The organism is Flagellimonas taeanensis (assembly GCF_003584105.1).
Taxonomy (GTDB): Bacteria; Bacteroidota; Bacteroidia; order Flavobacteriales; family Flavobacteriaceae; genus Flagellimonas; species Flagellimonas taeanensis.
The window spans coordinates 269077-285304 of the sequence record NZ_QXFO01000011.1 but is presented as its reverse complement, the minus strand read 5'-3'; the positions used below and the strand labels follow the sequence as shown (position 1 = coordinate 285304).

The 16228-nt window shown below is 46.5% G+C and carries 14 protein-coding genes; 13 read left to right on the top strand and 1 reads right to left on the bottom strand.

The features are described 5' to 3' along the window. Window positions 1-17: 17 nt before the first annotated feature. Entirely contained in the window at window positions 18-1277 is a 1260-nt protein-coding gene (locus D2V93_RS06155; protein WP_245978104.1) for an amidohydrolase family protein, read from the top strand. Between the two features lie 97 nt (window positions 1278-1374). On the opposite strand, the gene D2V93_RS06150 is transcribed toward D2V93_RS06155, so the two are convergent. Further along, the gene (locus D2V93_RS06150) at window positions 1375-2178 is read right to left on the bottom strand and encodes a DUF6503 family protein (protein ID WP_119618808.1); all 804 of its coding nucleotides are present in this window, start codon (window positions 2176-2178) and stop codon (window positions 1375-1377) included. Between the two features lie 66 nt (window positions 2179-2244). Between D2V93_RS06150 and D2V93_RS06145 the strand changes: the two genes are divergently transcribed. The 12 genes from D2V93_RS06145 (at window position 2245) to D2V93_RS06090 (ending at window position 16201) form a co-directional block, all read left to right on the top strand. Beyond that, window positions 2245-3048 carry a TrmH family RNA methyltransferase gene (locus tag D2V93_RS06145; RefSeq protein ID WP_119618807.1) on the top strand — a complete coding sequence of 268 codons (804 nt, stop codon included), beginning with the start codon at window positions 2245-2247 and terminating at the stop codon, window positions 3046-3048. 3 nt (window positions 3049-3051) lie between these two features. Beyond that, a complete protein-coding gene (locus tag D2V93_RS06140) occupies window positions 3052-4284 on the top strand; it encodes a M48 family metallopeptidase (RefSeq protein ID WP_119618806.1) in 1233 nt (410 codons plus the stop codon). A gap of 44 nt (window positions 4285-4328) precedes the next feature. After that, window positions 4329-6533, top strand: a complete 2205-nt coding sequence (locus D2V93_RS06135) for a RelA/SpoT family protein (protein ID WP_072877507.1) — start codon at window positions 4329-4331, stop codon at window positions 6531-6533. A 41-nt stretch (window positions 6534-6574) separates the two neighbouring features. Continuing rightward, the gene (locus D2V93_RS06130) at window positions 6575-7030 is read left to right on the top strand and encodes a Fur family transcriptional regulator (RefSeq protein ID WP_119618805.1); all 456 of its coding nucleotides are present in this window, start codon (window positions 6575-6577) and stop codon (window positions 7028-7030) included. A 12-nt stretch (window positions 7031-7042) separates the two neighbouring features. Then, the gene (locus tag D2V93_RS06125; protein WP_119618804.1) at window positions 7043-8311 is read left to right on the top strand and encodes an adenylosuccinate synthase; all 1269 of its coding nucleotides are present in this window, start codon (window positions 7043-7045) and stop codon (window positions 8309-8311) included. A 228-nt stretch (window positions 8312-8539) separates the two neighbouring features. Further along, a complete protein-coding gene (locus D2V93_RS06120) occupies window positions 8540-9019 on the top strand; it encodes a Dps family protein (protein ID WP_119618803.1) in 480 nt (159 codons plus the stop codon). Between the two features lie 91 nt (window positions 9020-9110). Then, window positions 9111-10814 carry an OstA-like protein gene (locus D2V93_RS06115; RefSeq protein WP_119618802.1) on the top strand — a complete coding sequence of 568 codons (1704 nt, stop codon included), beginning with the start codon at window positions 9111-9113 and terminating at the stop codon, window positions 10812-10814. Then, entirely contained in the window at window positions 10814-12010 is a 1197-nt protein-coding gene (locus D2V93_RS06110; RefSeq protein ID WP_119618801.1) for an aspartate aminotransferase family protein, read from the top strand. The genes D2V93_RS06115 and D2V93_RS06110 overlap by 1 nt, the downstream gene beginning before the upstream one ends. Window positions 12011-12096: 86 nt before the next feature. After that, a complete protein-coding gene (locus tag D2V93_RS06105; RefSeq protein WP_072877496.1) occupies window positions 12097-13497 on the top strand; it encodes a tetratricopeptide repeat protein in 1401 nt (466 codons plus the stop codon). A 24-nt stretch (window positions 13498-13521) separates the two neighbouring features. Beyond that, the gene (locus tag D2V93_RS06100; RefSeq protein ID WP_072877494.1) at window positions 13522-14439 is read left to right on the top strand and encodes a polyprenyl-phosphate transporter; all 918 of its coding nucleotides are present in this window, start codon (window positions 13522-13524) and stop codon (window positions 14437-14439) included. An 18-nt stretch (window positions 14440-14457) separates the two neighbouring features. Then, window positions 14458-15495 (top strand): DUF368 domain-containing protein, encoded by a 1038-nt coding sequence (locus tag D2V93_RS06095; protein ID WP_072877492.1) that lies wholly within the window; start codon window positions 14458-14460, stop codon window positions 15493-15495. After that, window positions 15464-16201 (top strand): shikimate dehydrogenase family protein, encoded by a 738-nt coding sequence (locus D2V93_RS06090; RefSeq protein WP_245978103.1) that lies wholly within the window; start codon window positions 15464-15466, stop codon window positions 16199-16201. Before D2V93_RS06095 ends, D2V93_RS06090 begins: the two co-directional genes overlap by 32 nt. The last annotated feature ends 27 nt before the right edge of the window (window positions 16202-16228 follow it).

Sequence of the window (16228 nt, the reverse complement as noted above, 5' to 3'; positions counted from 1 at the left end):
TCGTGGTCATGCTAGCTATGAGTTTTACAACTTCCGCTCAGCAGACCCCTGCCCCCAAGCAGACCGAACAAGTTGCCATTTTTGGGGCGACAGCCCACATCGGTAATGGAGAGGTCATAGAAAATTGTACCATCATATTTACCGATGGGAAAATCACGGCCATAGGTTCCGATCTTATGGCACCTACCATTGGCACTATGATAGATGCCAAAGGAAAACACGTATATCCGGGCATCATAGCTCCCTCCAAGTCCCTTGGTCTGGTAGAAGTGGATGCCGTAAGGGCCACTGACGACCAAGATGAAATCGGGGAAATGATCCCACACATCAGGAGCATCATCGCCTACAATGCAGAATCCAAAGTAGTCGAAAGCATGCGCCCGAACGGTGTTCTGTTGGGTCAGGTGACCCCACAGGGCGGTACCATTTCTGGAACATCGAGCATAGTCCAATTCGATGCATGGAACTGGGAAGATGCCGCTGTGAAGACCGATGATGGCATCCACTTGAACTGGCCGTCCTTCTTCAGGAGAGGCAGATGGTGGATGGGAGAAGACAGAGGTTACATCCCCAATAAGGAATACACAGGACAAGTAGGTGAAATCGAAGTGTTCTTCCAAAATTCCAGTGCCTATGGAAAATCAGTAGAAAAGGAAAGAAACCTTCCCTTTGAAGCCATGCAGGGTCTATTTGATGGCTCCAAACATTTATACATCCACGCCAATGGCGAAAAGGAGATGACGGATGCCGTGGCGGCCGTAAAAAAAGCAGGAGTGAAGAATGTAGTGATCGTAGGCGGGTACCGTGCCAACAAGATTGCGGATTTCCTAAAGGAAAACAATGTCCCCGTACTGGTAAACCTTACCCATTCGTTGCCTGAATATGACGATGACGATTACGACCTTCCCTACAAATTGCCCAAATTGCTTGTGGACGCAGGACTATTGGTCGGTTTGCAAAATGAAGGTGCAGCCAATTTCCAGACCAGGAACCTGCCCTTCTATGCCGGACAAACGGTAGGCCAAGGACTGGACAAGGAGACTGCGCTACAATTGGTGACCGGGAATACTGCAAAAATACTGGGCATCGACGATATGTACGGCACCTTGGAGGTTGGTAAGAGCGCCACCTTGTTCATTTCGGAAGGAGATGCTCTTGACATGCGTACCAACCAACTATCCAAAGCTTATATCGATGGTCGAGATGTTTCATTGGAAACCCATCAGACCGAACTTTGGAAAAGGTATATGGGCAAATATGAAGGTGACGGGAAGTAATAATTAACCCGACCTACCTTAGTATTGAAATTTGTCAGGTTGAGCGCAGTCGAAACCTAAAACATTCTCGACTGCGCTCCAAATTGACAAACAATTCCTAACTCTTGTTCAAGGGGATAAATTCCGCTCCATCAGGTTTGGTGTAGAAACCTTCCGTTTTGGCATCCTCGGACAGCATCACATTCTCGAAGACCACCGTACTCTTTGCATCCAACAAGGTACGCCCTTCATAATTGTACCAGGTGATGGCCTTTGGAAGCAACACGCCATTGACCTCTGTCCATTCATTATAATGTATCCATCTAAAATTATCTGAAGGCTCCCCGGTGCCGTAGGTCACGGTATATCCCAACCAAGCCATCTGGTGGGTTTCGGGGTCAAAATGGATATAATATTCATCCTTGGATGAAGCCCCTACCCCTGTCTTGTACCCAATTTGGATACCTGGGTAGCTTTTTCCTTCAAATTCCAAATCCTCTGCAGCGGTATAGACAATACCATCATCTGCCAAAACAAAGGGCATGGCCTGAAAATAGAACATCAAATTGTGGTAAAATGCGGCATCTCCCTTATAGGCTTCTTCGGCGTCCAAGAGCCAAACCTGTGCTCCATCAAATCCTAAGGAAAATAAATCGGTATCCACCCTATCCTTTCTAGACCACAGATCAATGGTGTGGATTTCGGGAAGGTCGGGGTTGGGTAGCACAAAGGAAAGGGTGCGCTGCTTTTTCCAAAGCTTCAACCCACCGTGGGCATCAAAAACCTTGGAAAGTGCTTCTGGAAAGGCATGGACGGCCATTTTCTCTTCCATGGGAATCTGCACTTCTTTTTCTTCATTTTTTGGGGACTGTTTGCAAGCAAAAATGGCCAGTACAGTCAATAAGATGGTTGTTTTCTTCATGGTATAAGTTTGGTCACTTGGTCGAAAACCCCTTTTTTACATTACAGGAATAGCTATTTTTACCTTATGATGGAAACCAAACTGATCAGCAGTGTCCAAAATCCATTGGTAAAAAAAATACTGCTCCTTAAAGAAAAATCCCGGGAACGGAAGACAACGGGACTTTTTGTGGTAGAAGGGCAGCGGGAACTGGAGCTTGCCCAAAAGGGTGGGTACCCATTGGAGACCTTGCTATATTGTCCGGACATTTTGGACGCGTCCCAGATCCGACCTTTCCTGAAAAATTCCAAGGCCGAAATTGTACAGATCACGAAACCGGTTTATGAAAAAATGGCCCACAGGGGTACTACCGAAGGCGTTCTGGGAATCATGAAAGCAAAGGAACACAGTTTGGAAAAGATCCATTTCAAGAACAAAGAGCCTTTGGTATTAGTTGCCGAGGCCCCGGAAAAACCAGGAAACATAGGTGCCCTGCTTCGCACTGCCGATGCAGCTGCGGTGGATGCGGTGCTGATTGCCAACCCCAAATCGGACCTGTATAACCCAAACATCGTACGATCCAGCGTGGGCTGCGTGTTCACCAATCAGATTGGCATGGGTTCCACCGAGGAAATCATCCATTTTCTCCAAAAAAATCACATCAAGATCTATTGTGCCACGCTCACCGCCTCAAAAAACTATGTAGACTGTGATCTTACTGGCGCAACGGCCATTGTGATGGGCACGGAGGATACCGGGCTAACGGACATTTGGCTCAAAAGTTCCGACCAAAACCTCATAATACCGATGCAGGGAGAAATAGATTCCATGAACGTTTCCGTATCGGCGGCAATACTTATATTTGAGGCGAAGCGGCAACGCGGATTCTAAGCTATGGAAAAGACTTTGCTCTTTTATGTTATTCTCATCATTTTGATTGTCCAATTCTTGGTCCATCAACTATTGGAATACCTTAACGCTAAGCGTTTTGGGTCGAAACTACCCCAGGAACTTTCCGATGTCTTCGATGAAGAAGAGTATCGAAAATCACAACAGTACAAACAGGCCAATTATCGATTTGGGTTGATTTCGGATGGCTTTTCATTGGCGGTCACCATCTGTTTTCTGTGGTTTGGTGGATTTGGGTGGGTCGATACCATCACCCGGTCCCTTACCGAGAGCCCCATTCCCATGGCATTGGTCTTCTTTGGGTTGATCACCTTGGGAAGCACCGTCCTTGGATTGCCCTTCTCCTACTACAGGACCTTTGTCATCGAAGAAGCGTACGGGTTCAACAAAACCTCCCGAAAATTGTTCTTCATGGACAAACTGAAAGGCGGATTGCTCACTGTCGTTTTAGGCGGAGGCATATTGGCCTTGTTCATGGTGTTCCTTCAATGGACCGGTCCCAACTTTTGGATCTACACTTGGGCCATGATCGGCGTAGTGATTCTTTTTGTCAATCTATTTTATAGCCGTTTGATCGTCCCTCTTTTCAACAAACAGACCCCACTAAAGGAAGGTAGCCTAAAAAAGGCCATAGAAGGTTATGCCCAAAAAGTCGGATTCGAACTAAAGAATATTTTTGTGATTGATGGATCCAAACGCTCCACCAAGGCCAATGCCTATTTTTCAGGATTGGGAAAAGAGAAGCGTATCACCCTTTTCGATACTTTGATAGATGACCTGAGCGAAGAGGAAATTGTTGCGGTCCTGGCCCACGAAGTAGGGCATTACAAGAAAAAGCACATCGTTTTCAACCTATTGGTTTCCCTGGCTTTGACAGGATTTACCTTATATGTGCTCTCCCTTTTCATCAACCATCCTGAAATATCGCTGGCCATTGGAGTGTCCACACCCAGTTTTCATGCGGCCTTGGTGGGATTTGCGCTTTTGTACAGCCCCATTTCAGAAATAACGGGCCTAGCGATGAACTATCTTTCCAGAAAGTTTGAGTTCCAAGCGGACGACTTTGCCAAAAACACCTTTGCGGCAAAGCCATTGGTCACTTCGTTGAAAAAACTTTCGAAGAATAGTCTGAGCAACCTTACCCCACACCCGGCCTACGTTTTTGTACACTACTCCCACCCACCGTTGATAGAGCGGATCAGAAACCTTAGGGCATAGTTTTTGTTGCCTAGCTGATAAGATTGTGGTAATTTTAATATACTATGACAGAGGCTGCGATTGAAAAAGAGAACAAGGAGATTGCAAAGCAGTACAAGGAACTGCTTCGCATAAGCTATCAAACTTTGACCGATGAGGATAAAAAGTTGATACGCTCCGCCTTTGATGTGGCCGTGGATGCCCATAAGGACCAAAGGCGCAAATCTGGCGAGGCATATATCTTCCACCCCATAGCCGTGGCCAAGATCGTAGCCTCCAAGATAGGTCTCGATGCCGTGTCCATAGCAGCGGCCCTGCTGCATGATGTGGTCGAGGACACCCCCTATACCCTGTCCGACATTGAGCGGATGTTCGGTGAGACAGTGGCCCGTATCGTGGACGGCCTCACCAAGATCGCCCACCTGAAAAAGGATATGGACATCAGCCAGCAAGCCGAGAATTTCAGGAAAATGTTGCTTACGCTGCATGACGATGTCAGGGTCATTATCATCAAGATTGCCGACAGATATCACAATATGCTCACCATGGAGTCCATGCCCGAGCACAAGCAGGTCAAGATCGCTTCAGAAACCCTCTATATCTATGCCCCGTTGGCTCATCGGATTGGGCTCTACAATATCAAGACACATCTGGAGGACCTTTCCCTGAAGTATACCGAACCAGAAGTGTATAACGACATCAAGGCCAAAATCGAGGATACCGAAGAGGAGAGCATGGCCTATATAGAAGCCTTCTCCAATGTCATAAAAAACTCGTTGGACAAGGAGGGACTCAATTACCAGATCAAGGGGCGGATGAAGTCCATCTTTTCCATCCGGAGGAAAATGAAGTCCCAGAACGTATCCTTCGATGAGGTGTATGACAAATTTGCCATCAGGATCATCTATAAATCCGACAGAAAGAACGAAAAGTTCCTTGCCTGGAAGATCTACTCCATCGTAACGGACCACTTCACCCCAAACCCCATCCGTTTGCGTGATTGGATCACTTCTCCTAAATCCACAGGGTACGAGGCGCTCCACATTACCGTAATGGGCCCAAAGGGCAAATGGGTGGAGGTGCAGATCCGAAGTGAGCGAATGCACGAAATTGCGGAAAAAGGCTATGCGGCCCACTTCAAATACAAACACGGCGACCAAAAGGAACAGGGCATTGAGGAATGGCTCAATAAATTACAGGAAGCCCTTGAAAGTGCCAATGGCAACGCCGTCGACTTTGTGGAGGAATTTAAACTGAACCTCTATGCCAAGGAAATCTTTGTGTTCACCCCTAAGGGTGATCTAAAATCCATGCCCAAAGGGGCCACAGCCCTAGATTTTGCCTTTAACATCCACACCGAGATCGGCATGAAGACCCGTGGGGCCAAGGTCAACGGGAAATTGGTCCCGTTGGGTACCGAGCTGCATAGTGGTGACCAAGTAGAGATCATGACCTCTGAAACGGCCAAGCCAAACCAAAGCTGGCTGGACTATGCCAATACGGCCAGGGCCAGGGCCAAGATCAAATCCTCGTTGATGGAGGAAAAAAGGGAAGTGGCCGAGGAAGGCAAGGAAATCCTTCGCAGAAAGCTGAAGTCCCAAAAAATTACCCTCAACGAGGACACGGTGAACAAACTGGTGAACTTTTTCAAACTGAAGACCAGTCTAGATTTGTTCTATCGCGTAGGAATTGGGGTCATCGACAACGACAAGCTGAAGGACTTCGCATCGTCCTATCACAATGCCTTTATTAACTTCTTCAAGAACCGGATACGGAAAACCCCTGTCCCCAAAGATGTGGACAAGGACGAGATCACCACCAAGTACGATATGCTTGTGTTTGGCAAGGAGGAAGAGCGGCTGAACTACAAACTTTCGCAGTGCTGCAATCCCATTCCCGGGGATGAGGTGTTCGGTTTTGTAAGCGTAAACGACGGTATAAAGGTGCACAAGAAAAACTGCCCCAACGCCATCTCCCTGCAATCCAATTATGCCTACCGCATCATGACCGCCAAGTGGATAGACTCCACCCAGGAAGAATTTTCGGTGGACATACAAATTACGGGGATAGACAACCTAGGACTGGTCAAGGACATCACCAAGATCATTTCCGAAAACATGCACGTGAACATGCGGAACCTCAATTTCAGTGCGGATGGCGGCACCTTCAAAGGGAAGATCACCCTTGTGGTAAAAAACAACAACATCCTCAAAAGGCTCATGGACAATCTAAAGCAAGTAGAGGGGATCGACAAAGTCTCCAGAATTTAATTTTTAGCTGTACCTTTGTGCATTAGCATAGGTAGAAAGCCATGGGAAACAATAAAAATCAGGAAATTGTAAAAAACGTGTTCACTGCGTTCCTCGAGGAAAAGGGACATCGGAAGACACCTGAGCGCTACGCCATTTTACAGGAAATCTATGAAAGTGACGATCATTTTGACGTGGAATCCCTCTACATCAAAATGAAGACGAAGAATTACAGGGTGAGCCGAGCAACGCTCTACAATACCATCGAACTTTTGTTGGAATGCAAACTGGTACGCAAGCATCAATTTGGAGAAAATCAGGCTAAATATGAAAAATCCTATTTTAACCGTCAACACGACCACATCATATTGACAGATACAGGTGGAGTTTTAGAATTTTGTGATCCTCGAATTGAATCCATAAAAAAGACCATCGAAGAGGTTTTTGACATCAAGATCAACAACCACTCGTTATATTTCTACGGAACCCGAAACAAAGAAGAAAACCTAACAGAATAACCAACACATTTCATGGTAGATTTATTGCTTGGACTCCAATGGGGAGATGAAGGAAAAGGAAAAATTGTTGATGTACTAACCAAGGAATACGATATTATCGCCAGATTTCAAGGAGGCCCCAACGCAGGGCATACCTTGGAATTCGATGGCATAAAACACGTACTGCACACCATCCCCTCTGGGATTTTTCATAAAAATGCCATCAATATTGTGGGTAATGGCGTAGTCATTGACCCCGTCATCTTCAAAAGGGAATTGGACAATCTTCAAAAGTTCAACATCGATATCATCTCCAAGCTTTTGATCTCGCGCAAGGCACACCTTATCCTTCCCACGCACCGGTTGCTGGATGCCGCATCCGAAGCCTCAAAGGGAAAGGCCAAGATCGGCTCCACACTAAAGGGCATCGGACCTACCTATATGGACAAGACCGGGCGCAACGGAATGCGTGTGGGAGACCTGGAATTTGACGATTGGAAAACCAAATACCGTGCCCTGGCCGACAAGCACGAAGCCATGATCGATTTCTATAATGCAGAGATCGAATACAATCTACCCGAATTGGAGGCCGAATTCTGTGAAGGTGTGGAGACCCTCAAAAAATTGACCTTCATCGACAGTGAGGAATACATCTTCAAAGCGCAGGCCGAAGGAAAGAAAATACTTGCCGAAGGGGCCCAAGGCTCCCTTTTGGACATTGATTTTGGGACCTATCCCTTTGTTACCTCATCCAACACCACCGCAGCAGGTGCCTGCACCGGTCTAGGTGTCGCACCCAACAAGATTGAGAAGGTATTGGGCATTTTCAAGGCCTATACCACCCGAGTGGGCAGCGGCCCCTTCCCCACCGAGCTTTTTGATGAGGATGGAGCGACCATGGGCCGCGTAGGAAACGAATTCGGCGCCACCACAGGAAGACCAAGACGTTGTGGCTGGTTGGACCTCGTAGCACTGAAATATGCCGTACAAATCAATGGCGTTACCGAATTGATGATGATGAAGGCCGATGTACTCAGCGGGTTCAAGACCATTAAGGTCTGTACCGCTTATGACTACAAAGGAGAAAAGATACAACACCTACCCTACAATATTGAAAGTGAATATGTCTCACCCATATACACTGAAATGAAGGGATGGGCCAAGGACCTTACCAAATTGACCACGGCAGAGGAACTCCCGACTGCCCTGAACGATTACATTACGTTCTTGGAGGAACAGCTCCAGGTGCCCATTAAGATTGTTTCCGTGGGGCCGGACAGACTTCAGACCATACGCAGATAAGGTTTCTCGCTGTACATTTTGACTGCTGACGACAAAGTAAACGTCAGTTCGATTTTTTCCCTTTGGGAAAAGGTACTTGCCCATTGACAGCCTGATCGAGAACAAGATTCTTGTAACAGGGTGACTTTTGTCACTTTTGGGATGATGCTTATTGCCTAACTTGCTTGAAAGAAACACGGCCCAAATCCGACAAAGTTTGGGTATAAAAATCATTTAAAAAGCAAGAACATGGGGAAAAATCTCAATCAAATAGGACTGGACCAAAAAGCATCGAGCGAACTCTCAGAAAAACTCAACGAGCTCTTGGCCGATTATCAATTGTTCTACATGAATGCACGCGGATTCCATTGGAACATCAAAGGCCATAAATTCTTTGAGCTCCACCTCAAATTTGAGGAGCTGTACAATGATTCCCTAATCAAAATCGATGAGATTGCCGAAAGGATCTTGACCCTTGGCTTCACTCCGCTCCACACATATGCGGATTATTTGGGACTGTCCAAAATAAAGGCAGCAAAGAACGTATCCAATGGCACTGAGGCCATCAAAGAGATCTTGAAGGGCTATGAGGTGCTGCTCCCCTTGGAAAGGGAACTCCTCGAAATGTCGGGAGACTCCAACGATGAGGGTACAAACGCGCTGATGAGCGACTATATCCGGGAGCAGGAAAAACTGGTGTGGATGTATTCCGCCTTTCTGAATGAATGACAAAACGGGGCAAAACTGTCCAACATTTGCCAAAGCTTTCTAAAGGCTATATGTCACTTTCCCCAAAAACCCTACTTTTGGGCAAAATTCCATGGATTTGAAAAGATTTTCTTTTTTCATTCTATTGTTATGCTTTATTGGGGCCACTGCCCAACAGGACGGTCAGAAACCCCAAGATAGACAGATCAACATTGTGTATGGGGCCAATTTCACCAAGGACGAGGCTCAGTTTCCAGGTGCTTCCATATTCAGCAAGGACGATGAAAGACAGGTACAGTTTGAACACCAAGGTGCAGACCTTTGGTGCGATATCGCCATATTCTATACGGAAGAAAACCGCTTGAAGGCCATTGGGAACATCCGTTTGCAACAAGGGGATTCCATTGAGATGAACAGTGGCAAAATGGATTATGACGGCAACACCAAACTGGCCAAGGCCTGGGAAAGTGTGGACCTGACCAACGGACAGATGACACTCACCACGGACACCCTTTATTTTGACCGTGAAAAGCAGTTGGCCTATTACAACTCAGGTGGCAAGGTGGTGGATTCCGCCAATGTGTTGACCAGCAAGGTGGGGACCTACTTCATGACCCCAAAAAAGTACCAGTTCCAAAGGAACGTGCACATAGACAACCCCGAGTACATCATCGATTCGGAACAGTTGGATTATTACACGACCTCCAAAAACGCATACATGTACGGCCCCTCCACCATTACTGGGGAAGAGTATAAAATCTACTGTGAACGGGGCTTTTACGACACCAAAATCGAACGGGGATATGGCATAAAGAATACACGGATCGATTACGATAACAAGATCATAGAGGGTGATAGCCTTTATTTTGACAAGGTCAGTGAGTTTGCCTCGGCCACCAACAACATCAAGATTACAGACACCATAAATAATGGGGTGATCAAAGCCCATTATGCAGAGGTATATAAGGCATTGGATTCCGTTTTTGCGACCAAACGGGCCGTTTCCATCAGTCTGGTGGAAAATGATTCCCTGTACATGCATGGTGACACCCTTATGGTGACCGGCAAACCCGAAAAAAGAATTCTGAGGGCTTTCAGAAATGCCAAATTCTACAAAACGGACCTGAGCGGCAAATGTGATTCCATCCATTTTGATGAGTCTACCGGAATCACCCAGTTGATCAAAGACCCCATTATGTGGAATGTGGACAACCAGATCACAGGGGACAGTATCCATCTGATCTCCGATATGGAGACCGAAAAACTGGATTCACTCAAGGTCATCGAAAATGCCTTTATCATTTCTCTGGACACCATTAGTGGAACCGGGTATAATCAGGCCAAAGGAAAGAATCTCTATGGAAAATTCATCGACAATGAACTAAAGATCATAGACTTGGTCGCCAATACCGAGGTCATTTATTACATGTACAATGACGATGAGGAACTTATTGGCATTGACAAGACCATTTGTAGCAAGATCCGGTTGATCATGGCCAATAACGATATTGAAGACATTACCTTCTTTGTCAATCCCGATGGGGATATTTTTCCCGAAAAGGACCTGCCTGTGGAGAGCCGGAAATTGAAGGGTTTTGTCTGGCGGGGCGATGAGCGCATCATGTCCAAGGACGAAATTTTTGATGAGGACGACAACAATATCGAACTGGTAAAGATTCGCGGAATCGATAATCCCATAGACATTGATGCAGAGGAAGAGGAACGTCAAAAAAATGAGAACGACCCCATCAATGCCCAGAACAACAAGGCCACACAGCCCAAAAAGACCCAAATAAAAAAAGTACAGGCCCCTTAATGTACAAAGACGACTTTTTCATCCATCAAGCCCAGACCACACCACATCCCTTGGGATTGGAGGTCTCCCATGCAAAGGGCAGCTATATCTACGACCACGAAGGCAAGGCGCACTTGGATTTTGTGGCCGGCGTGTCCGCCTGTGGGTTGGGCCATGGCCATCCAAGGGTCATCGAGGCCATCAAGGAACAGGTGGACAAATACATGCATGTGATGGTCTACGGGGAATATGTGCAGCGCCCAGCAGTGGAGTTTACAAAACTTTTGGCCGCCCACCTACCCAAAACTTTAGAGACCACCTATTTGGTCAATTCCGGAACCGAAGCCATGGAAGGGGCCATAAAACTGGCCAGAAGGAATACGGGTCGATCGCAGATCATAGCCGCCAACCATGCCTACCACGGAAACACCATGGGCAGTTTGAGCCTTATGGGCTATGAAGAGCGTAAAAGTGCGTTCAGGCCCTTGATTCCCGATGTGCGCTTTATCAATTTCAACGTAGGGGAAGATCTGGCAAAGATCACCGAAAAAACGGCCGCTGTGGTCTTGGAGACCATACAAGGGGGAGCAGGTTTCATCCTTCCGGAAAATGGGTATCTGGAAAAAGTCAGAAAACGCTGTGACGAAATGGGTGCTTTGCTCATTCTTGATGAGATCCAACCAGGTTTTGGCCGTACCGGGGCGCTTTTCGCTTTTGAACATTTCAACTGCGTACCCGATATCCTCGTGATCGGCAAAGGAATGGCCTCCGGCTTGCCTGTAGGTGCCTTTGTGGCCTCAAAAGAAATGATGGCCCAGTTACAGCACAGTCCAAAATTGGGCCATATTACCACCTTTGGTGGAAATCCCGTAATCGCTGCCGCCAGTTTGGCCACTTTGCGGGAGCTTATGGAAACCGCCTTGATTCCACAGACACTGGAAAAGGAAAACCTCTTCCGAAAACTGTTGGTCCACCCCTTGATCACCGAGGTCCGGGGCAAAGGGCTAATGCTGGCCGTGATGCTAGAAACCAAGGAAGTGGCAGACCATCTGATATTGGAGGCCGCCAAAAGGGGTCTCATTCTTTTTTGGTTGCTGTTTGAAGGCAGGGCAGCAAGAATTTCACCACCTTTGACCATTTCGTTGAAAGAAATTGAGGTCGGTTGCGACATAATCATTAGTATCTTGAACGAGTATAAACCCGACACTGTTAACTAATTTGTTGATAACATACCCGATTTTTGGACCTAAAGAGATACCCAAAGGGTTAATTTTAAGTCCATAGTCAAACCAAAAAAGTTCCTATGGCGTTAGATTCTAACGAATATCCTGACAAATCCATCAGCAAATTCGAGTCAATGCTCAAGACGGACGACGTCTATTTCTTTGACTCCGAGGACTTTGAGGAGATCATTCACCACTACCTCAACAATGGAAAAATCTCCCTAGGGAAGAAAGCTATCCAAATAGGCTTGGAACAACACCCAAACTCCTTGGAGCTAAAATTGTTGCAGGTTGAAGTATTGGCGTTTGAGGACAAATTCGAGGCCGCTGAAAAATTATTGGACGAAATTCAGGACATAGATGCCCTCAACGAGGAAATCTATATCCAAAGGGCCAACATCCAATCCAAACAGGACAACCACCAAGCTGCGGTAAACCTGTTATTGGATGCCCTGCACCTCACGGACGACACTTTTGACATCCATTCGCTCTTGGGCATGGAATACTTGTTCATGGACGACCATGAACGTGCCAAGCTCAGTTTCATGAAATGTGTGGAGTATGATGAAAGTGACTATTCATCGCTCTACAATGTCATCTATTGTTTCGAGTTCCTCGAAGATTTTGACGGGGCCATACACTACCTGAACGACTATTTGGAACGCAATCCCTATTGCGAAGTGGCCTGGCACCAGTTGGGCAAGATGTACTACGCCATGGACATGTTCCAAGAAGCCCTGACCGCATTTGATTTTGCCGTAATTTCCGACGATTCCTTCATCGGGGCCTATTTTGAAAAAGGCAAGGTGCTCGAAAAGTTGGGACGGTACAACGAAGCCATAGAAAATTACGAGGCCACCATTTCCATGGAGGATCCCACTTCCCATGCCTTCCTACGCCTTGGGAAATGCCATGAAAAACTGGGCAACTATGATCTGGCGAAATACTATTACTACCACACGGTACATGAAGACCCTCTGTTGGACAAAGGTTGGTTGGCCATTACGGATTTCCATTTTAGGCAAAAGAACCACGAAAAGGCACTCTACTATATCAACAAGGCCATCAATATTGATGGAGAGAATCCGCTCTATTGGAAAAAAGCCGCCAAAATCTACTTTGCCCTTGACAATTTGGACGAGGCTGATTTTGCCTACAAACAGACTGTGGACCTAGGGAACTATGAACTGGATACCTGGAAAAATTGGGCAGAGGTACTGAAAAGAATGGGCGATTTGAATTCCTCCATACAGGTTTTGATCCAAGGTTTGGAATTTTATCCCGACAGTGCCAAGCTCACGTATAAACTGGCCGGAATCTACCTGAAGAACAACGAAATCCCGGAAGCCAAGAAAACATTGGCGGACGCCATGAAAATGGATTTGGACAAACTGGAGTTGTTCGACGGGGAATTTCCAGAGTTCAGCGAAGTGAAATGGGTAAAGGCCTTGGTTTCCAAAATAAAAAAGACCTCAACCTAATCCTTGTCATCATATTTAAGTTACATGAAACCACGCCGATTAGCGGACTATATCATTATTACCCTCAAAGGAATGGCCATGGGTGCCGCAGATGTGGTCCCAGGGGTGTCCGGGGGCACGATTGCCTTTATTTCGGGCATCTACGAAGAACTCATCACCTCCATCAACAATATTGACCTATCCCTTATCTCCGTTTTGCGAAAAGAAGGTGTCAAGGCTTTTTGGAACAAAATCAACGGCAATTTTTTGCTCGCGCTTTTTGCGGGCATATTCATCAGCGTGCTTTCCCTCGCCAAGTTTCTTAGCTGGCTTTTGGAAAATGAGCCCGTGCTGCTGTGGTCCTTCTTCTTCGGATTGGTAGTGGCCAGTGTATTTTTTGTGGGGAAGGAGATCCAAAAATGGAACTTGGGCACTGTGGTCGTTTTTGTGCTGGGTGCCGTTGTTGCCTATTTTATCACCGAACTTCCCGTGAGCGAGAACACGGACAGCCTACCCTATCTTTTCATGTCGGGGGCCTTGGCGGTATGTGCCATGATCCTTCCAGGGATTTCCGGTGCTTTCATTTTGGTACTGCTGGGCTCCTACAAGACCATTTTGGATGCCGTCCATGAAAGGGACATCAAAATAGTGCTCACCGTTGCCCTTGGGGCCATTGTCGGACTGTTGAGCTTTGCCCGCCTCCTGAAGTGGATGTTCAGCAACTACAAGAATAGTACCTTGGCACTCCTCACCGGTTTCATTTTGGGATCCCTGAACAAGATCTGGCCTTGGAAAAAGGTGCTCCAGACCCGCACTTTTGGGGAAAAGACCATTGTTGTCGATGACATCAACGTACTGCCCGGTGCATTTGAGGGCGATAATCAATTAATGCTTGCCATAATCCTAGCCATACTAGGTTTTTCGCTTATTTTTATCCTGGAAAAAGCAGCTTCCAAAAAATAAGAAAACATATTTTGGCCCATGCACCAACCTAGGACGTTTCTGGATAATTTCTTCTTGGTCATCAAGGGCCTCTGTATGGGAGCGGCCAACAAGGTCCCTGGGGTATCTGGGGGCATCGTGGCCTTTGTGGGCGGCTTTTACGAAGAGTTCATCTATTCCCTCCAAAAACTCAATTCCAAAGCGGTTAAATTACTTTTTAACGGCAGGTTCAAGAGCTTTTACAAATACACCAACGCACAGTTTTTGATCCTTTTGATCTTTGGGATGCTGGTGAGCTATTTCAGTGTTTCGAGGATACTGGATTACTTTTTGGACCATAACGAGATATTTGTATGGGCCACATTCTTTGGAATGGTCATAGGATCCATCTACTATATCGGTAAAGATTTTGAGCCATGGAACCGAAGAACGGTTCCAGCAGGCATTATCGGGCTGCTCATTGGCATTTCCATTAGTTTTCTCAACCCGGCCAAGGAAAACGACAATTTGATATTTATCTTCTTTTGTGGAATTATCAGTGTTTCCGGGATGACCCTTCCCGGACTTTCCGGCTCCTTCATCTTGATCCTTCTGGGCAACTATGTGTTGCTATTGGTGGACTCTGTGAATGCCCTCTATGACACCTTTTCAGATATCTTTGCAGGTGATTTCAGCTTTGTGGACAACGGGGAGCGTATCCGTACCCTAAAGATATTGGCCGTATTCACGCTGGGATCTGCCACAGGACTGGTTACTTTCTCCCATTTGCTCAGCTATGTGCTCAAGCATTACAAGGCCACAACCACGGCCGTCATCCTAGGCTTCATAACAGGTTCGCTCGGAGTGCTTTGGCCATGGAAAAGGACCATGTTTAAACTGGGTCCGGAGGGAAACCCCTTGTTGGATTCCAATGGGGACAAAATAGTGCTTAACTACAAACGCTACCTTCCGGACATTGCTCTGGCTGAAACCTGGTGGGCTTTGCTTTTTATAATCCTTGGGATTTTAATATTATTGCTGTTGGATTGGTATGGAAAGAACAGAAATGAAAAAAAACAGGTACGGCCTTCTCGGTAAGAACATCTCATACTCTTTTTCCAAGGGCTATTTCACCCAAAAATTCAAGGACCTCGGAATGGATGACCACAGTTATGAAAACTTTGATCTTCAGGACATCTCTGAACTGGAATCCGTGCTTTCACAGGACAACATCAAGGGATTCAACGTAACCATCCCGTATAAAGAAGAAGTACTGGTTTATCTGGACCAGCTGGATGCCAAAGCGGAAAAAATCGGTGCCGTGAACACCATCAAAATTACCGAAAATGGCCTGAAAGGCTTCAACACAGACGCGTACGGTTTTGAAAAATCGCTTGCACCCTTGTTAAGACCGCATCACAAAAAGGCCCTGATATTGGGTACGGGCGGCGCCTCCAAAGCGGTACGTTTCGTGCTCGAGGAGATGGGCATAGGCACTACATACGTTTCACGGAGCAAAAAAGTGGGACAATACACCTATGATGAACTGGACAAGACCATCATGGAAGAAAACACCCTGATCGTGAACTGTACGCCCTTGGGCACCCACCCCGATATTGAAAAAAAACCTGACCTTCCCTACCAATATATTGGAAAGGAACATTTGTTGTACGATCTGATCTACAACCCGGACAAAACCACTTTCCTTGCCCTTGGAGAAGTCAATGGGGCGACCATACAGAATGGCCTGGGAATGCTGCAATGGCAGGCCGAAAAAGCTTGGAAAATCTGGAACACGCCATAAAAAAAGACGTCTAACGTAGCTTTCCTG